The organism is Odoribacter lunatus, assembly GCF_943193135.1.
Taxonomy (GTDB): domain Bacteria; phylum Bacteroidota; class Bacteroidia; order Bacteroidales; family Marinifilaceae; genus Culturomica; species Culturomica lunata.
In genome coordinates, this window is record NZ_CALPCZ010000013.1 from 1 (window position 1) to 19,724 (window position 19,724).

The 19,724-nt window shown below is 41.6% G+C and carries 16 protein-coding genes; 9 read left to right on the forward strand and 7 right to left on the reverse strand.

The annotated features are described in order from the left end of the window. The first annotated feature begins 548 nt into the window (after nucleotides 1-548). The 9 genes from NFR61_RS06615 to NFR61_RS06655 all read left to right on the forward strand — a co-directional run bounded on the left by NFR61_RS06615 (nucleotide 549) and on the right by NFR61_RS06655 (nucleotide 10,093). Nucleotides 549-1,166 carry a GIY-YIG nuclease family protein gene (locus tag NFR61_RS06615; RefSeq protein WP_251621918.1) on the forward strand — a complete coding sequence of 206 codons (618 nt, stop codon included), beginning with the start codon at nucleotides 549-551 and terminating at the stop codon, nucleotides 1,164-1,166. A 42-nt stretch (nucleotides 1,167-1,208) separates the two neighbouring features. Beyond that, a complete protein-coding gene (locus NFR61_RS06620) occupies nucleotides 1,209-2,342 on the forward strand; it encodes a hypothetical protein (protein WP_251621920.1) in 1,134 nt (377 codons plus the stop codon). A gap of 225 nt (nucleotides 2,343-2,567) precedes the next feature. Further along, entirely contained in the window at nucleotides 2,568-3,230 is a 663-nt protein-coding gene (locus tag NFR61_RS06625) for a hypothetical protein (RefSeq protein ID WP_251621922.1), read from the forward strand. 154 nt (nucleotides 3,231-3,384) lie between these two features. Continuing rightward, nucleotides 3,385-4,059: a hypothetical protein gene (locus tag NFR61_RS06630; protein ID WP_251621928.1), complete on the forward strand. Its 675-nt coding sequence runs from the start codon at nucleotides 3,385-3,387 to the stop codon at nucleotides 4,057-4,059. A 430-nt stretch (nucleotides 4,060-4,489) separates the two neighbouring features. Then, nucleotides 4,490-5,056 (forward strand): hypothetical protein, encoded by a 567-nt coding sequence (locus NFR61_RS06635; protein WP_251621930.1) that lies wholly within the window; start codon nucleotides 4,490-4,492, stop codon nucleotides 5,054-5,056. Next, a complete protein-coding gene (locus NFR61_RS06640; RefSeq protein WP_251621937.1) occupies nucleotides 5,056-5,898 on the forward strand; it encodes a hypothetical protein in 843 nt (280 codons plus the stop codon). The genes NFR61_RS06635 and NFR61_RS06640 overlap by 1 nt, the downstream gene beginning before the upstream one ends. Nucleotides 5,899-6,121: 223 nt before the next feature. Beyond that, nucleotides 6,122-7,219, forward strand: coding sequence for a hypothetical protein (locus NFR61_RS06645; RefSeq protein WP_251621939.1), 1,098 nt, complete (start codon nucleotides 6,122-6,124; stop codon nucleotides 7,217-7,219). Between the two features lie 183 nt (nucleotides 7,220-7,402). After that, entirely contained in the window at nucleotides 7,403-9,667 is a 2,265-nt protein-coding gene (locus NFR61_RS06650; protein WP_251621941.1) for an ABC transporter permease, read from the forward strand. A gap of 108 nt (nucleotides 9,668-9,775) precedes the next feature. Beyond that, the gene (locus tag NFR61_RS06655) at nucleotides 9,776-10,093 is read left to right on the forward strand and encodes a hypothetical protein (RefSeq protein ID WP_251621944.1); all 318 of its coding nucleotides are present in this window, start codon (nucleotides 9,776-9,778) and stop codon (nucleotides 10,091-10,093) included. Nucleotides 10,094-10,129: 36 nt separating this feature from the next. On the opposite strand, the gene NFR61_RS06660 is transcribed toward NFR61_RS06655, so the two are convergent. The 7 genes from NFR61_RS06660 to NFR61_RS06690 form a co-directional block, all read right to left on the reverse strand. Beyond that, nucleotides 10,130-10,912 (reverse strand): DUF5131 family protein, encoded by a 783-nt coding sequence (locus NFR61_RS06660; RefSeq protein ID WP_251621946.1) that lies wholly within the window; start codon nucleotides 10,910-10,912, stop codon nucleotides 10,130-10,132. 3 nt (nucleotides 10,913-10,915) lie between these two features. Continuing rightward, nucleotides 10,916-13,246 (reverse strand): ABC transporter permease, encoded by a 2,331-nt coding sequence (locus NFR61_RS06665; protein WP_251621948.1) that lies wholly within the window; start codon nucleotides 13,244-13,246, stop codon nucleotides 10,916-10,918. A 17-nt stretch (nucleotides 13,247-13,263) separates the two neighbouring features. Beyond that, a complete protein-coding gene (locus NFR61_RS06670; RefSeq protein ID WP_251621950.1) occupies nucleotides 13,264-15,630 on the reverse strand; it encodes an FtsX-like permease family protein in 2,367 nt (788 codons plus the stop codon). A 24-nt stretch (nucleotides 15,631-15,654) separates the two neighbouring features. Next, the gene (locus tag NFR61_RS06675) at nucleotides 15,655-17,961 is read right to left on the reverse strand and encodes an ABC transporter permease (protein WP_251621951.1); all 2,307 of its coding nucleotides are present in this window, start codon (nucleotides 17,959-17,961) and stop codon (nucleotides 15,655-15,657) included. 16 nt (nucleotides 17,962-17,977) lie between these two features. Then, a complete protein-coding gene (locus NFR61_RS06680; RefSeq protein ID WP_338150537.1) occupies nucleotides 17,978-18,685 on the reverse strand; it encodes an ABC transporter ATP-binding protein in 708 nt (235 codons plus the stop codon). A gap of 282 nt (nucleotides 18,686-18,967) precedes the next feature. Beyond that, nucleotides 18,968-19,366, reverse strand: coding sequence for a HEPN domain-containing protein (locus NFR61_RS06685; RefSeq protein ID WP_251621953.1), 399 nt, complete (start codon nucleotides 19,364-19,366; stop codon nucleotides 18,968-18,970). Beyond that, nucleotides 19,363-19,677, reverse strand: a complete 315-nt coding sequence (locus NFR61_RS06690; protein ID WP_251621955.1) for a nucleotidyltransferase domain-containing protein — start codon at nucleotides 19,675-19,677, stop codon at nucleotides 19,363-19,365. The genes NFR61_RS06685 and NFR61_RS06690 overlap by 4 nt, the downstream gene beginning before the upstream one ends. Nucleotides 19,678-19,724 lie beyond the last annotated feature (47 nt).

The window sequence follows — 19,724 nt, forward strand, 5'->3', positions numbered from 1 at the left end:
TTCCTCCAAAAAGTCAATGCACTTTTGCTCGTCTGAAAACCTCGAATAAATCTCAAAAATTGACTTTGCTTCAAATTCTATCATTTCTAATGCACTTATTGTGAGATGATTGTGCATAACAAATATACATTAAATAGATATTAATCTACACCATATTTGAAAGAAATTTGATGGTTTTTCGAGAATTATTTTGAGATAGGAATCAATAAAATTGATAAATATGTATTTATCTTAATTTTTAATTATGGGGAGATTCCATATTGCATTGTAAAAATCCATATATTTGTATCGTCCCATTGTTAAATGGGAGGACATATCAGTTTTAAACATGGAAAGTGTTTAGGCTTGTTCTCGTCACGTAAATCTGACAATTTTTGAGACCGAGGAATAAGTTACAAGACTTTCCACCTTGTGTATGCATAATTTCTTATGCTATACAAGTGTGGATACTATTCTTATTTTACGGTCAAGGTTTTGTCAGAACCCACGTGACTAAGGTAAGTTTACAATATCCACACTTTCTTTTTGCCAATAATTAAACTCTTCTTTTGGATATTGGGAAGGCATACATTTTTAATATGGAGGATGCTAATGATTATGGTGTGGTTTATGTATTGACCAATCCCGTCATGCCCGGCTTGGTGAAGATCGGGATGACAAAAAGAGGCGACGTTGGAAAACGGATGAGAGAGCTGTATAAGACAGGCGTACCTGTACCCTTTGAATGTGAATACGCCTGCAAGGTAAACTACGATGTCTGTCTTGAAATCGAGCAGGCACTGCACAAGGTATTTGAGAAAAAACGGATAAATGACTCAAGAGAGTTCTTCAAGGTCGCTTCTGAAAAGGTGATTCCAATCCTGCAGGTATTCAGCAAAGGTGAGATAACTGTGGAAATCCGGGAACAAATCCACAAGCGTCGTCCCCCGCTTGACTACCGCTTGATGGGCATCGCCGAAGGTGAGGAACTGACATACGACCTTGATCCTTTCGTCAAGGTGAAGGTCGTGAGTAATAAAAAAGTCAGCTACAACGGCGAGGAAATGTCGCTGACCGCCGTCACGAAGCAAATCATGGGTGTCACCCGTGAACTCCAGCCCACCACCTATTGGAGTTATCGTGGCAGAAACCTCAAAGACATTTATGAAGAAACCTTTAAAGATTGAAAGAATAGAATTTATGTATGTTTAATTTTAAATCAATTTAGTATGAAAAAATTATTATTTCTTTTAACGATGTTGACCTTTATGGTCGCTTGTTCCGATGATGACAAGAACGATACCCCAATTAATGGTCTTGAAATCCCGAAGTTTGAAAATCCTGTCACTCCGGGTCAGACGATAACAATCAAGGGTGAAGGATTTGATGAAGACAGTGAAATATGGTTCAGACAAATTGCCACACGAACAACGGACAATGACGATGTAAAGGCGGAAGTTACGGGTGTGGATGCAAACGGTATCACTTTCGTTGCACCTTCTGTGTATGGCAATCAAACTGTTTTATTGAAACAAGATGGCAGGGAATATAAACTCGGAGAGATGCTTTTTGCCGACCAACCGGAAGCACCTGCGGATGCGGAGATTCTGCCGAAGAAGATAAAAAAGGTTACTGAATATGAGGATGAGTATGAGTATGAGTATATTTATGAATATGAATATTATGCAGACGGGAGGATTAAATTCTGTAAATTATTATCATATAATGAAACTAATACATACATCTATTCCGATAATAAAATTACGGTTAAAAATGATGGCACTTTAGAAGATGAATTCACTTTCATATTAGAAAATGGACGTATTGTATCTTTTTCAGATAAATATAAAGATTCTGATGGTGATTATAAAGCAGATTATAAACTTGAATATGATAAGGAAGGTTATTTAAGCAATGTAGAAATGAGAGAGTTGGCGGGGGAGTCAATGACAGAAACCTTCTCATGTGTTGGAGGCAATTTGGTGAATTACACTTTTAAAGATAATGTAGAAAAAGACAATTATAGTTCTGTTGAATTCATTTACGGAGAGCAACTGAATAATTTGAATATTGACATGTTTTACTTTATCGGATCGTATTATTTTGATAGCAATATAGATTTGGCATTCCAGTTCAATTTGATAGGGAAACGTTCGTATTATCTGCCAAGCAGTATGAAGGTTACTCGTCCGGAATGGGATGATGATGAAGATAAAGTTATTGGTTATAAAACTTATACGGCAAAAATTGAATATGAAATGGACGGAGAATATATCACAAAAATCACCATCAGGGAAGAAGGCCACGAGGACGTCGATGAAGATGAATGGTCTGAAGTCTTCAAATTTGAATACGAAGACTAACAGTTGATTATTCTTAAAATAAACGGTGCATTGGAAACGATACACCGTTTTTATTTCTGTACCATTATTCTTTGCATATATAAAATATGCAAATATTCAAATCGATATGAGTAAATCATTCTTGACTATAGCGCAAGCCTACACCAAGTTGGGCTTATCGGGGGGGGTAACAACTGGATAAGAAAAAGCGAACTTGTATCCACCGGAAAATGTGACGCATCATTATTGGAAAAATATGGAGATAACGATTTCGTGGTGGATGAGGATATCATTCTTTTGGACAACGATTACCGTATTCCTTTTACGCAAAATCTTATTGATAGTCTTGGCAATAGTCCATCAAGCAGAACCGGCGTCACAATACAGAATGAATGTGCGGTATTCGGTGCTTCCGATGCATTGGTTTATGATGTTGGCAATCTATTTGAGAAGGACAAGATTACAATCGAACTTGAGGTTATGTTTTTGAGTTATCCGGATGCCAATAAGCAATGTCCGGTATTCAATACAAGTTTTACCCAATTCCAAAATGATGTGCCTTTTGCAATATGGGGGAACTATTGCTCGTGGGATTCTATGAATTATCACGTTCTTTACTACAATGGTGTTCCTGAAGATAAGTCAGGATCAGGAAAATACAACAAGATTCAGCTTAACAAATGGTACAAATGCAAGCTTGTATGGACATATTCGGAACATAAGGTGTGGTGCTACCTTGATGATGATTATCTTTCAAAAAGATGGAACTACACGACAAGACCAAGTTATTCGTCAAGACCGACTAAGATATATTTCGGCATGACACAGAATCCGATTAGCGGATATGATAGACAGATATACCAAAGTTGTAATTTCAAACTGAGGAACTTTGTGTTGAAGGCGGAATAATGACATCATTACGTTTCATTTTTCCATTATGCATATTTCTGTCAAGAGTCATGCATTTCCCAATGCGTCAAATAAAGAGTGCCGCAATCTCGTATGAATTTCATATCTTTTTTCAAGAGTATTTGTCCATAAATACTTCATAATAACATAACCTATGAGACGCACATACGAATCCATTACCGATTGCTTGCAGGATTACAAGAACACGGTGTCACGCACCCAAAGTCTAAAAATCACTTTTGATAACATTCTCTCCGATCAGGAGCATGCGGAGCAATTCAAGATTCGGATAAACCAAGCCATGTTATTGCCTCATCATTTCGATATGGATTTCTTTTATGCCGGGAAACGGAAAGACGGCATTCGGATATTGTCCACGTACGGATTCACGAAACTGAATCGTGAGAATATTTTCGACTACAATCCGAATGACCTGAATCGGATTAATGAACGCAATCAGAATCCGGACAAGTTCGTTGAAACGGAAACGAAGATTCTGAATGACCTTCCCTGCTACACATCCCCTTTGCTCAACCGTGAAGACCTGATTCATGTCGTGGAGCATGATCCACGGACGTGCAAGTTGTTCGGTGAGAATTACCATTGTTTCGGCAGAGTATTCTTAAGACCGGAAGTTGTCAAAATGCAGATTGACAATATCGGAATGCTGATGCTTCTCGATTACGGGCTGGATTGCTTGGTGAAGGGAGAAAAATTCCGTCTTCAGACGGTGGTGGGAAGATTGCTGGATTACAATGGAAAATTGAAAGAAGAGGAGATTAAAAGAGTGTTCGGGTTCTTCTTTGCGGATAAGAATGCAGTGTTTTAGGGGGACAGAAGGGCATAACGAATAAAAATTTTGAGAAACCTTATGGAAAGATTTATCGTTTATTTTTTATAGCTTTGCGATGAGATTCTAAATCATTACATCTTACAAGATATAACACCATGATTTACAAGGATTTAAACTCTTTCAATGGCAAATTGAGTAACGCTAATGTAAATGTTGATAGAGTTATCAATGTGGTTACAGAGAAAAACAAGAAACAATTTTGTTCATTAATGTCAAGGGTAATTCTATATCCCTCGAGGATGGTTAAAATAATATAATTTTCACAAAATACTCTTGAGCAAGAGAATCATCCCAAAATAGGACTGGTTGTTTTTTATCATAATAATGTATAAAGACATATATTGTATTTAATGTATTATGTATATTTTAGCAGATCTTAATTTTAAATCAATTAGCTTATCATCAAATGACAGAATTAGAGCAGTATGAAAAATCCGTAAAGGAATGTGTAGAGAAGGGGAACGACTATTTATTCCACAATGAAGGAAATGGACATGCCTTAATTATTTGCAAGTATTTATTTAAGAATGCCCAAAAAGAAGTTTTAATTGCCGCAAATCAATTGTATAATGATGAGGTTGTAAACACAAGAGAATATATCGAGAGTATGAAGTCATTCCTTGACAAAGGAAATACAAGACTAAATATCATTATTGCAAGCCTTCCTCCAAAAGAGCAAGTAAGCCAAAATCATGAAAGTTTTTATTGGATGTTATATAATCACCCTTCTTATAAAGAAAGCAGAGTCCAAATAAAGGAGGGACAAGGGAAATTTTTTAGAGGAACTGATGGGAAAGAAATAAACTTTTGCACAGGTGACCATAATATGTATAGATTTGAAACTGACATAAATTTACGCAGAGCTGTCGCAAATTTCAATGACCCTAAAATCAATGGGTATTTAAGAGACTCATACCATAAAATATTTGATACTTTAGACTCTAATGTCAATCTTAATGATTTTTTTGCTTAATGGATAATTTTCTTGATGATTTTGCAACTTTTATTCAGCTTATGAGTGCTGTAAATTTTGCATACATTTTCACAAGTCTTCCTAAAACAATATATCATTCTATTTTTGATGAAGAGCAGCGACGGAATCAAAGATTTAATGAATTCAGATTAGGTATTTTGGAGCCTTTTAGGCAAGATTTAGACAATATGCACTCCTTTGTGATTGATGGACACGACACGTCTACACACATTGATAAACTAAATAAAAAATTCGTTGATATTGTTGATAAATGGGAAAATATAGAAGCCCAAACAAAAAATTGGACGAACAACATAAAAAAAGCAAAGGGATTTAAATGCTTATCTTTATACATTAGTGTATATTGTATAGTGGATTTATTTGTAATTGCTGCTATGAAAACTTGGGCGAATTGGTATGTATATGCATATTTACTCAATTTTTGTGCATTATATTACTCTATTAAGATCACATTAAAGATTTTAAGGTCAAAGTGGAAAAATAAAAAGAATATTTTTTGTTATAATAAAACAAGAAAATACATAACAAGAACAATGATTGTTTCATTTGCTTTATGGGGAATTTATGAATTAACACCAAGTCATTTAGATATTGGAGTGATAAAAAATTTTTTATACCCCAATATCCTATTGCCACTTTACCCTTGTATTTTTTCTGTGGGATATATATTCGCAATAATAATATTTGTGGATACATATAGAAGATTCAAAAAAATACAATTATCATATATTTTAACGAAACTTAAAAAAGAAAAGAAAAAGATAGACGCTGCTTATAATTTACTCACATCTCAAGAATCTCAAGAACTAAAATGGGAATAACTTTGAATTTGTCTGAATTTTCAAAATTATTTGAATAAATTAAAAATAGATCTTATGTCTCATATAATTCTTATATAGAAAATTATGATTAATATAAGTTATATATAAGTACCTTAAGTATAAGGTTAAAAATAGATAAAATCGTCATAAAATTTATGGCGATTCTTTTTAAAATTGATTTGGTGTAAAGTTGTATATAAGTGCCCAGAAATAATATTGACGAATGAAACCATTCTCTTCTTTGCGATTTGTATTTCTGCTCTGTTTCTGTCTTGGAGTGGGAATGGCTTTCGCAAATACGGATTATTCAGAAGAATCGCCCATACAGAGCATGGTTAGTCGTTTTAATCCCAAGAAAATTGCCGGGGGGGCTTTGCTAAAGGCAGACAGGCTATATCGTGCGGGACAACCTTTCCTTTCCGACAGCCTTTTGCAAAAGGCTCTTCATTATTACGAGGGGCAACAACCGTGCTCCGAACTGACACGCCTTTATTTTTACACGGGGCTGTTTTATGAACGTCTAAATCAACCGGAAGAGGCATTGAAACAATACACGTTAGCGGAGACGAATCTTTCCCTTTTTCCCGACAGTTTGTTTTCTTTCGTTATTGCGCGGAAGATTTTCACTCTGCAACAGCTTTTTGGGAAAAGGGTGACGGAAGACCTGCAATGGGAAACCCGTTACGCGGAACTTTTGCAACAGGCTCAACAAGGGTATGTCACTGCTCGGAAGTGGCGCACGGCTTGTTTCGTACTTATTGGCCTGCTATCGGTTTTTGTTGGCGTCACGCATTACCGGACACGTCATCGCAAACGTGAGTTGTTCAAAAGTCAGCTTTTTATCGAGCGCCTGCAACGGGCGGAAGATGAATTGAAAGAAAAAATGTCCCGGCAACTTCATGAAAAGGACGGCAAGCTGAAAGATTTTTTTCGTCTCCGGGTGGACATGATTAAAGAATTTGTCGAATTTTCCCAGAAATATGCCAACAATCCTGAAAAGCTGAAATATAAATTTCAACGTACTATCTCCACCGACTCTTTTTCTCCCACGGATTGGGAGTTGCTTCTCGAAGGTGTGAATATCACAGGGAACGGCATCATCACGTATTTGCAAGAGAATTATCCGGATCTCACGGAAGAGAATTTGCGTTACTGTGCCCTTATCTGTGCCGGATTTGAAACGGATGAACTGGCTATTTTGTGTGATGTTAATAATACCTCTATTTATAAACGCCGCACCCGCTTGCGTCAAAAATTAAATCTTTCGCCCAATCAGGATTTAAAAAAGTTCTTTGATGAACTTATTGCCCGTCTTGGCTGAAAATAGGCGCTCCCGCTTCACTCTTTCCAACGTTTCGGAACATGGTCTCGTTTTTATTAAAAAACGATATTGGGTATCAGCTGTTTAAAATGCCGGTGTCTCGATATTTTTCAATGTGTCATATAGGAAATAGTGTAGGAATCCTCTAATTTGCGTTACGGAAATTCAGCAAAATCAAATATCATGATGAAACGCATTTCATATCTTCTGCGCGGTCTGTTTCATTCCAAAGGGAACAGCCTCACGAAAATTGTTTCACTCACTATCGGTCTGACGACAGGTATTTTGGCATTCGGTTATTGCGTTTTTGAAACCGACTACGACAGCTTTCACAGAGACGCAGACCGTATATACCGGGTTGATTATGAAATACCGCTTGCCCTGATGGAAGAAATCTCACGGGAAATTCCTGAAATAGAGCTTTCCACCGTCCTCTCACAACGTATCTCCATTAATTATCGTTATCATGACAACAGAATATCCGGTGGCGAATTTCGTTTTGCCGATACGTCCTTTTTCCGGCTTTTCTCTTTTCGTTTGCTTTCGGGTGATCCGCAGGCATTGAGTGATCCGAATAAATTCTTTATATCGCAAAAACTGGCGAATCTTCTTTTCGGGAAAGAAGAACCCGTCGGGAAAGAAGTTGTTTATAACCATCAGCAGCTCATTGTAGGAGGGGTTTATGAGGATTTTCCCAGCAACAGTTTTCTCAAAAACATCAATGCTCTCCATTCGTTAGCCGGAGTTACGAAAAAAGGAGGAATGCAACAAAAAGAAAGTTACCGGGGATACATACGAATTGCCTCTGATGCCAATCCGCAGGAAGTGATACGAAAAATACAAACCGTCATCGACCGGCACCGGACTTTCGGACAGTCCTATACCTATGCCCTGCATCCCTTGAAAGAACTTCACCTGAAATACGGTTGGGGCTATTCTTCCGTTTATTTGGTGGGATTCATGGGATTGGTTATCGTTATCATATCCGCCCTCAATTACATACTCATAGCCATCTCGTCCCTGATACGGAAAAACAAAGAGATTGCCATACATAAAGTCAATGGGGCCAACAGTGCCAATATCTTCGGAATGTTTTTCTGGGAAACTGTAATCCTTTCATTGCTGGCAGGACTTTTCACTTATGGAATTCTCGTCGTATGTCAGCCGTTTTTTGAAAATCTGTTATTTCATGAATATGCTGCTTTTTTTAACAGACGGGTACTAATCACTTGTGGGTTGTTCTTTCTCGGAATGCTCTTTTTTACGGGAGGTATCCCAGCTCGGATATTCGCGACTATTCCGGTATTGCAGATTTTCCGGCAGGTTTCGCAAAACCGCCGGCGTTGGAAATACCTGTTGCTTTGGGTGCAATTCTTTTCCACCTGTATGCTGCTCACGTTGTTTTTGATTTTCAGCAAGCAATACAACTATTTAATCAATAAAAACCTCGGATACGATACCCGATATCTTTATTATACGCAGGTTGCTTGCGGTATGTCTTATCCTTCCATGTCCTCCGTCAAAGAAGAAATCAAGCGTCTGCCTTTTATTGCCGACGCCGCTTTTGTACATACTCTTCCTTTGTGGGCCCCGCAGGCTACAATTTATAATCAGGAGCGGCAGGGTATATTTGAATGCCGTTATCTTTATGCTGACGCTGATTTTCTTCATACGCTGCAAGTACCGTTTATCGAAGGGGATACTCATCGTACCCTGCAAGCCGTAAATGAGGTATGGATCAATGAAAAATTTCGTGATAGACTTCTGAGTAATCCGCAAGCGCAAAGTCTTTTGTTTGTAGAATCCCGTCCTATAACACCCCAAGGCGTTTTCCGGGATTTCCAGGTCGCTTCGTTATATATCGGTCAGCAGCCGGTCGTCATTCTGCCTTTGGAAGAACCGGACACGTGCCGAAATTATTATCTGTTGTTTAAAAGCACGCAAATGACGGAAGAAAACATTGTTTTGTGGAAGAAAAAGATGAGCGAAATTACGCACCAATCCAATTTTCGCCTCTATTACTATCCCTATACCCATCGGGCAGCTTATGAAGACCAGCAAGACATGTGTATCACTGTGGAAATTCTTATGTATCTTGCTCTTATCATTGTATTTTTAGGCCTTTTCGGTTTTGTCGGAGATGAAATAGCCCGCAGGATGAAAGAAATAGCCATCCGAAAGGTAAACGGAGCTTCGATATTACAGATAACGTTGCTTTTGTTGCGTAATATCTGTTTGCTTGCTTTGTGCGCTCTTCCTTTTGGATTAGCGGGTGCTTATTATATGGGGAATTATTGGTTAGATGAGTTTGCATGGCGGATACCGCTTTCTTTATGGTTTCTTGTCGGTAGTGCTGTTTTGACTTTTGTTATCATTGTATTTATTGTTTTATTGAAAAGCTGGCAAGGTATCAAAGCCCGTCCTTCGGAAGCCTTAAAAAACGAATAAACACATTTATTTCAAAGAATTAACCGCGCGGATTTGTATTTTTGACAGAGAATGCAGACCTTTATCCTGTGAATTTGGAATGAAGTAATAATCTTTAAAAACAAAAACATGAAAGCAAAAATGTTGATTACGGCATTGGCATTGGTTTTCACCGTAAGCGTTGCCTCTGCACAAAGCAATAAAACCGCTCAAGACGGTAAGAAGGAATGCAAAAAAGAATGTGTAGAAAAGAAAGACTGCTGCAAGAAAGAAGCTCAGAAATGCGCTTGCGTATGCAAAGACAAACAGGCATGCAAAGAAGGCAAATGTGAAAAAGACTGCAAATGCAAACAGGCTTGCGACAAAAAAGACCAGAAGTGCTGTAAAGACGCTAAGAAAGGCGAATGCACCAAAGGAGAAAAGAAATGTTGTAAAGACAAAAAATAATTGTAATTAGTTTCTTTTTTTTGAAATTGCCGGTCATCAGGAATGAGGCCGGCAATTTTTTTCGGGTTTAAGATCCGCTCCTATCCGGTAATCGATACCCGCTTTCATTGCCTGGGAAATCTGCAATGCCCGGCGAATATGGTAAATCTTTCCGTCTTTCAGCAACTTCGCACCGGTCTGGTGAAAACGAAACGGAATATCTTTCTCGATACATTGCCGCCGCAGGTCCAATATCCAATCGTAGTCGCACACCCGGGCGTTCTCTCCCGACTCGCCGCTAACGGAGACTTCTTCCACCCGCTCATCTAGCCACGGCAAAATATTCACCCGTTCCAGCATCGGGGCGACAATAATCGCCCGGTGCTTGAGTGGCGCATTCATGAAGACAGGCAACCGCCGGTCTGCCATTGCCTGGTTCTCCACCGTGCAGCCGATAATGACATTATCATAGCCGTCTGCCCAGTCGTCGGGAATACATTCAGCAAACCGCTCGATTCGCTTTGTAAAAAAATAGAACATCAGATCCCGGCGTTCGCGCATCATCGCCCAGGCTTCGGGACGCCATTCGTCGGCATCCTCCACCAAAAAATCGGAAGTAAAACAGGTAAAAACCACCTTCCCCGAAGAAATCTTATAACTCTTGTCCCGCTTGCGTTTCACCGGCAGATTGAAATTCGCAGTCTTGCGCACCTCGCTGCTTTCCTGCTCCGTCCCGTACATCGCATCCTGACGGTAGACATAACAATGCGCACACCCCGGACTGATTTTCGTACATCCGTGCCACGGATTCCAATTTTCAAATATATCCTTTTCTCCCATCGTTTACTCGCTTTTCAGCACTTTTACGGGATTGAGGTTGGCAGCTTGCCATGTTTGATAACTTACGGTCAGAAGCGTGACGAAGAACGTAACGGCTCCTGCCAGAAGGAACACCCACCAGCTCAATGCTGTGCGTTCCACGAATCCTTCCAGCCAATTCTGCACAAACAGATAGGCGATCGGACACGCCAAAAGGAAAGAGAGACCTACCCACACGAAAAAGTCTCGGTTCAGAATCAACAGCAACTCTTTTACCGAAGCACCGTTTACCTTGCGGATACCTACCTCTTTCAAGCGGCGTTGTGTCGTATAATACGCCATGGCGAACAATCCTGCTACACTGATAATCAATGTAATCATCATTGCCATGCCCAGGATATTTCCGGCATTCGTTTCCGCTTTATACAATTGGGCGTAACTGCTGTCGAGGAAATGATAATCGAACGGTTCCCCCGGATTGAGGTCATTCCATTTCGCTTGTACGAAGCGGATAGCTTCCTGCGGGTCCCCTTGTACTTTAAAAAAGACGGTGGGATACCTCCCCTCATATGGAAAATAAATCTGCGGGTCCACAGCCTGGTGGAGAGACTTGGTATACGCGTCCTTCACCACTCCGATTACCGTATAATAATTGCCGTTTGCTCTCACCCGTTCCCCTACAGCATTTGTAAACTCCAACATCCGGGCTGCCGTTTCATTGATAATGCAATAATTCAGTGAATCGCCTGCTCTTTCTGCAAATTCCTGTCCTTCCTTCATTCCCATGCCCATGACCCGGAAATAATTGGGTTTTATCTGGCAGAATTCCATCAGATACTCCTGCTCGCTTCCCGGTTTTCCTACGACATCCCCGCGGCACCAGCCCAGCGGGTCGGTATCTTTCAGCGTAATCCCTGCAATGGAAGGATGCGCCAGCATCTCGTCATAAAACGAATCGTAATTTTTCAGAATACCACCCCGGTCCGCCACATAAAAAACATGTTCCTTATCAAATCCCAAATCTTTATGAATCATATATTCGACCTGCTTTTCAATAAAAAATACCGAAATCAATATCACAATTGCAGCCGTAAACTGGGTAATAATCAGCCCCTTTTGAAGAAACGACAGATTCTTTCCCTTGAACTGTCCCTTCAGCGTCTCTACAGTATTGAACTTCGTCATATAAAAAGCGGGGAAAGTGCCGGCAGCCAGCATAATGACAAGCACAATCGCCGCCAAAAATCCGTATAACAACGGACTGGCAAAATCAATCGTCAGTTGATAATCCGCCAACCGGTTGAATAAAGGCAGAGCCAGTGTTGCCAGTATCGTACCCGCAATCGCCGCTAATATCACATAATAAAGCGTTTCTTTATAAAACTCTCCAATCAGCATTCCTTTGTCCGCCCCGTGTGTTTTACGGACACCTATCGACTTCGCCCGCAAGAAAGAGGTCGAAATGAACAGATTGATGAAATTAATACACGCTATTACCAAAATAACAAAAGCCGTCAGCATAAACACCATCACCAGACTTTTATTGCCGTGTACGACATCGTCGAACTTCAGCGTATTGTCAAAATACACATCACGCAACGGCTGCAGCAAATACTTAAAAGAAATCTGTTTGAACGCAGGATTCGCTTCGTAGATGGCATCTGTCATGCCTTTCTCTATTTTGGAGACAAACGCGGGATTCGGAATCTTAAAATAAGTAATGAAAATATCGTTGCTGCCGTACTCGAAGTTTTGCGCCCAATATCCCGTAAAAGGAGCCACGATATGCGCCTGCAAATGGGAATTCACCGGCATGTTTTCCATCAGCCCCACAACGGTAAAATCCTTGCCGTTCATCCGGATGATTTTTCCCATTGGGTTTTCTCCGGGAAAATAACTGTTGGCAGCGTATTCGTCTATCACCACTCCGTCCGGTGCGGACAGACAGGTCAATGGATTACCGGCTTTCAGTGTAAAAGAGAAAAAAGAAAAGAAAGAAGAATCCACCTCAAAAACATTTCTTCCGGGATAAAGCACATTATTGACCGTTATGTCGAATGTCAGCGGTGCGACCCGGCACATCGCCTCAATTTCCGGAAACATCCGGAGCGCATCGTCCCCCGCACACTTATATGTCGCGCCTGTTTTGGCGAGTTCACCATTCAGCATGATCTTTCCGTTTATCCGGTATATTTTATCCTTATCCCGGTGAAAACTGTCGAAGCTGAATTCATTCACCGACCAAAGCCCGATTAAAATGACAACGGCAATAGCTACAGCCAGGCTACCGATACTCAAAATACCGACTGTTTTCTGCTTTTGCAGATTTCTCCAAAATACTTTCAGACTATTCATATATTTTTAGTTTATAATTATTCATTTTTCAAGGCCTCGACGGGATTCGCCGAAGCGGCTTTCCAGCTCTGCCAGCTTACGGTCAGCAAAGCTATTATCAGCGTCACTGCCCCGCCCAACAAAAATATCCACCAATACACGGGCGTTTTGTAGCTGAACCCCTTTAGCCAGCTGTTTACGGCGTACCAGGCAATCGGGCACGCCCCGACAAAAGATACTGCCAGTAGCCGGAAAAAAGTACGGTTCAGCAGTACCATAATCTGCCCCTCGGTAGCACCGTTCACTTTCCGGATACCGATTTCCTTGCGCTTATACTGGGCATTAAAAACCACCAATCCGTATACCCCCACTAAAGCCAGCACGATCGCGATGCCTCCCATCAGAAAAACCACCTGCATCAGCTTCTTCTCTCCTTCATAATTCTGTTGCAAAGATTGGTCCAAAAACTTGAACCTGAATACTCCGGCAGGAGACAAACGCTCATACGTTTGCCGGAGCTTCTCCAGCGTAGCGGACAAATCGTTTCCCGACAGCTTCAGGAACATGTAATTATACTCGTCCCCCTCCTCACAGGTAATCGCCAGCGGCATCAGCGGTGAATGCAGCGACATGTAGTGAATATCCTTTATCACACCGACAAACCGGCCCAACCGAGGACTTGTAGCAATCGTTGTACCGAAACTGTGCTCCAGTACGGGATGCTTCCGGACAGCCGTCTCGTTCAGAATAAGTTGAGCCGACTGGTCGGATGCCGAAAAATTCTCCCCCTTCACGATAGAAACCCCGATAAAATCCAAAAAGTTCTTATAAACAGACCAGCGGTTCAGTTGCAACGCTTCGCCTTCCACCTCCAGCCCCATGCCGTTAATCTGGTTATTCATCCCCACGACATGATCGGCAAACGTATAATCCGTGACTCCCGGAATGGCCGTCATCTCGGAAATCAATGCGCTTTGACTCCCCGCCAAATCCCGGTTCAGCTCGAAGAAACCGATGTTTTCCGTATCATATCCCAGCGAAAAATGCTGCATATAACGGTACTGCGCTCCGATAAATAGCGTACATATAATCAAAACAATGGAAGTGACGAACTGAAAAGCCATCAGGCCGTTCCTCAAATGCATTCCCTTCGGGGACATCACGAAATTTCCCTTCAAGACCAGTGCGGGCTCAAAAGAAGTCACATACCAGGCGGGGTATAGACCGGCAAACACGCCCAGCAATACGGCGCCGCCTCCGATAACTGCCAAAAGCCCTGCATGTTCCGCCGGATACAGCGACATGCTGAACAGCGAAGCAAAACCCGACGAAGCGAACAGATGAAGCCACCCCACAGCCAGGACGAAGGCCGCCAGAGAATAAAACACCGCTTCCCCCACTAAACGTCCCCTTAGCCTTCTCACACCGGCACCCAGCACCTTCTGTGTATTTATGGCCTTCATGCGGGTTGGAGCCAGTGAAATGGAAAAATTCACGAAATTGATTTCGGCAATCAAAATAATAAGAATACCTATCGCCAGCATAATCATCGCACTCCGTTTCGTTCCCTTTTCAAAAGAATCAAATGCGGTCGTCTGGTCGTAAAATATGCCGGTCAGTGGGGACACTCTCAAAAAAAACTTCCCTTCCTTCTCCATCTGCTCTTTTTTATGCAAGCCTTCAAATATCTCTTCCAGCGGCTCGATTTTCATCCCGTTCACCTGCTGCTGCAAAGCCTGCCGGTCACTGTTTGCTGACAAGACATATATCTGCGTGGCCCAGTGCCCCCATTCCTCCTGCTCAACCAAACGGGTATAGCAGTCATTTTTAAAAATCGAATTGCCGGGCAAATCCCGATACACCGCCGCCACCGTATAATGACCGTCTCCCTCCCTGCCATACACCTGTTTCTTCACGGCGGACTCCTTGCCGAACCATTTTCGGGCTGTCGATAGAGGAATCATCAGCATATTGGGTTCTGTCAGCGCCTGCCGGGCATCCCCTTCCACAATCTCAAGCCCCAATATATCGGCAAAAGAACCGGAAACCCTCATACTCTGCTCCCTGAATTTATCCGAACTTCCGTCTTCATGCCTCAGCGTAAACCCAATTTCACCTCCGCCGCCGATCATAAAATAATCCTCCACCACAGGACACTGTTCCTTCAGCAAGGCACCCACGGCATCCGGGCCGAAAGCGCTGTATTGCAATGAAACGGGGAAAAGCGTCTCCACCCGGAAAATCCGGTCGGCGTCCTTATGAAACCGGTCGTAACCGAACTGAAACATCAGTTGCACGGCAATCACCGCAAAAGCGGCAAAAGCCACGGACAAACCGAAAACATTCAACACCCCCGCCGTCTTGAAACGCCGGAAATTCATCATCAACTCATGCAATATCCTCATAACTTTTTTAATAAAAATAACTTACTATTCGTTTTTTAGGGAATGTACCGGATTTTCCGTGGCAGCTTTTACGCTCCGCCATAACAATGTGGCAAACGCAATAAGAGTCGTCAGTGCTCCTGCAACAAGGAAAATCCACCAGCTCATATCCGTACGCTGCAAATAAGATTCAAGCCAGCGGCTCATAAGATAATAAGATAAAGGGCAGGCAATCAAAAAACTGACCATAATCGGTTTTAAAAAATTTACATTCAGCAACCACAGTATCTCACTTACTTTTGCTCCGTTCACCCGACGGATACCAATCTCTTTTCGTTTCTGGTCTGTCATAAATGTAGCAAGCCCGAATAATCCCAGGCAAGAGATAACAATAGCCAAGACAGAAAAGAAAGAAACCATTTGGGCGGACTGTCGTTCGGAAGCAACCCAATACTCCACGTCCCTCTCTAAAAAACGGACTACCGGTTCTTCACCGAAAATCTCCCTTGCTCGCTTTCTGACCAACTCATACGTTTCGCCCAGTTTTCCACCGGCAATTCTTATATTCAAAACGCCAACCCACCGGGTCTTTGCTGAAACGGGAAAAATAATCAGCGGTTCCTGCGCATTTTTATAATCATTAAACTGTAAGTCTTTCACCACACCGATGATTTCCTGTTTATTCCCATTCCATTCGACATATTTTCCCACAACCTCGCCGCCAATCATTTCTTCTAATTTGCCATTCACCAATACACCTTCCTCCGCTTCCGTAAAAAACGTTCCCTCTTTCAAACGGATATCATACGTCTTCTGAAAATTTTCATCCGCATAAACCATCGAAATCAATGGGTTGTGTGACGGGGCTTTGCCTTCCCAATCGAAGCCCACACTATTCCAGTAAATAGAAGTCGGTATCGACGTCGATACACTTGCTGCCTGCACGCCGCTTTCTTTCAGTAATTCGTCGCGTAGCACAAATGCCTTGTCCCGTTGTGCCTGATTGCGCAACGATACATATATTACTTCATCCCATTGGTAACCCAGATTCATTGTCTGATACATCCGGATTTGTTTGGAAACAATCAGTGTGCAAACAACCAGTGTAATGGAAACTGCAAATTGTAAGACAACCAGCATCTGTCGCATGCGGGCACCGGCTCCCCCGGCCGTGTATTTGCCTTTCAGTACTTTCACCGGCTGAAAAGAAGACAGATACAAAGAAGGGTATATCCCTGCCAGCACGGTCGTCACAACCAGTATGATACAGCCTATGCCTAAAATTTCCGGGCGTAACAAATCGTATGTACTGAAATCACCGCCGATAATTGTTCCGAACAACGGTACCATGAAATATGCCAAAGCCAGCGCCAGCAAATACGAAATCAATACCAACAGAAAAGTGTTGCCCAAATAACCAAGAACCAAACTTCTCCGGGAGGCTCCGATAACCTTACGCAATCCCGTCTGAATGGCGGAATGGGAAAAACTTGCTGTAGAAAGGTTCACAAAATTAATACAGGCAATTAATAATATGACCAAAGCGATGAATCCCATCAAACGCACTTTCCCGATGTGTCCGAATCCGTACAAATAACGCTCTTTCAAATGTCCCGCTTTGATATACAATTCATTTTCCGGAGCTGCTTCCATAGCCCGGGTTCTGACTTCTTCGGCAAACTGCTTGTACCCCTCCGTATTGTTCAATAACACATAACTTTCAAAACTGTTGTTATACCACGATGATAACCCTTCTTCCGAACGTTCCATGGGGATAAAAACAATTTCTTCCCGACCTTGTGTCGCCACTGTACGGCGACGGGGTAAATTCTCAATGATACCGCACACTGTAAAATTTCCCTCTTCCGTTTCCAATACTTCATTCAACGGAGCTTTGTCTCCGAAAATAGCCATTGCTGCCTTGCGGGTCAATACACAACGGTCCTTCTCTCCGGATACAAAAGGCCGGCCTTCCGTGAATGTCAAACTGAATAAATCAAACAAATCATAATCCGCATCATAAACCGATACATTGTAAGATTCTGTTCCCCACTTGATTGTCCGTGCTGCACTGCGAATGCGGGCGGCTTTTTCTACCTCCGGACGCTCTTGCTTTAACGTCGGAGCGACGGCGGGAGAAACCCCGAAGAAAGGACTCCGCCCTTCATGATATCCCTGCAACGTAACAATTCGGTCAATATTCTTAAATCCGCGGTCTGTCTCTACTTCTCGCAATACCCACATAACAATCAATAGGCAACAAGCCAAGCCCGTTACTAACCCTAGCATATTAATCAGATTGGCTTGCCGGTTCATGCGGAAACTTCGGGAAAAATTCTTAAAAATGTTCATACTCTTTTTTTACTGGTTATAACTTCAAACCGCCCTCTACCGTGGCAATTCCTTCTTTCAGGTAACCGTCCATAATATTCACGATACGGGTGCCGTACTGCGCATTCTGCTCGGAATGAGTCACCTGGATAATCGTCATCCCTTCCTCCTGATTCAACTTCTTCAGCAACTCCATAATCTGCCGGCCCTGCTCCGAATGCAAATTACCGGTAGGTTCGTCCGCAAGCAGCAACCGGGGCTTGGCCACAATCGCCCGCGCAATCCCTACCAGCTGCTGCTGACCGCCAGACAGCTGTTCCGGAAACAAATCCTGCTTCGCCACAATATTAAAACGGTCCAGAATATCTGCCACAATCGCTTTCCGCTCCTTTCCCTTCACGCCTTTATACACCAATGGCATCTCGATATTCTCATATACTGTCATATCCTCTAAAAGATGGTATGCCTGAAAGATAAATCCGATATAATTCCGGTGACACAAATTCTTATCCTTCTCACTCATCTTATGAGCCGGATTGCCCATAAAAAAATACTCCCCTTCCGACGGCTCGTCCAACATACCGATAATATTCAACAATGTTGATTTCCCCGCACCGCTCGGACCCATAATACTCACAAATTCCCCCTCATTCACCGTAAAATCTACATTCTTCAGAATAAACGTACGCTGAAAGCGCGATTTATAATACTTATCTACCTTCTTCAGTTCAATCATCGTTTCCATAATTTCTTTTATTTTTACACATTCCCTCTCCAAATAACAATATTTGTGCCACTTTTGTAATAGATTGTAATACATGTATATAGAATGCATTTTCGTCTTTTGAAGTGTAAAAAAATAAGACAGGTTACGTCTAATAATTTTACAATTGGGACAAGGGATTTTAAGTCGCTGGTTACCAGTGTGATAAAAAAACGATAGGTTTTCGATGCAAAAACGATAGGTTTTTGGTGTAAAAACGATAGGTTTTTCACTCAAAAAGAGGCTCTTTTTTAAAAGTCACTTTTACAATAATCTTTCTATAGTGGTAATAAAATCTTCAGCCAACGGCCGGATTTGATTTAGTTGTTCCTCGTCAAAAACAAGAAAATCATCGTAATCACCACTGATTCGATCATTAAATAGCTGGCTGTAAAAATGAGAATACTTATTTGCAATTTTACCTGTTGCAACAAAGTGTAAGCCAAACATCTGTTTGACTCCCTGATGGGTCTGTGCTATAATATCATTCTTTACCAAAAGAGCTATTACAGCGTAATAGCAGGCATAATACAAACGATTTACAGCAGCATTAAAACAATGTTGAGCAATCAGAATGTCCGCTTCGTGCAAAGTCTCTTTTGCTCGTTGCATACGGTACTTTATTAATGCCTGAATACTATTTTCATCGAGTTGTTGCTTCATAACCGGACTCCTTCATTTATTACATTGAGATAAAAAGGCGTAAGGAAAGGACGTTTTTCCCATGAATCACGAGTATAAACCAATGGACTTACAGTTATTCCATCAGTAATTTCCAAATCGTACAAAGGATACGTAAGATAAGTAATATCCTGATAAGTCAATTTTTTTTTATTCACTAATATCAACAAATCGATATCCGAGTCTCTTCGGGCGTCGCCTCTGGCTTCTGAACCGTAAACAATCAATTCGGCCGTAGGATCCAGTTTTAGAAGAAGATTTCTGATTTTTTCGATACTTTCCGGTCTGTTCATATTATAAATGGATATATGTAATGAAACAAAAATAAGAAATCCTCTAC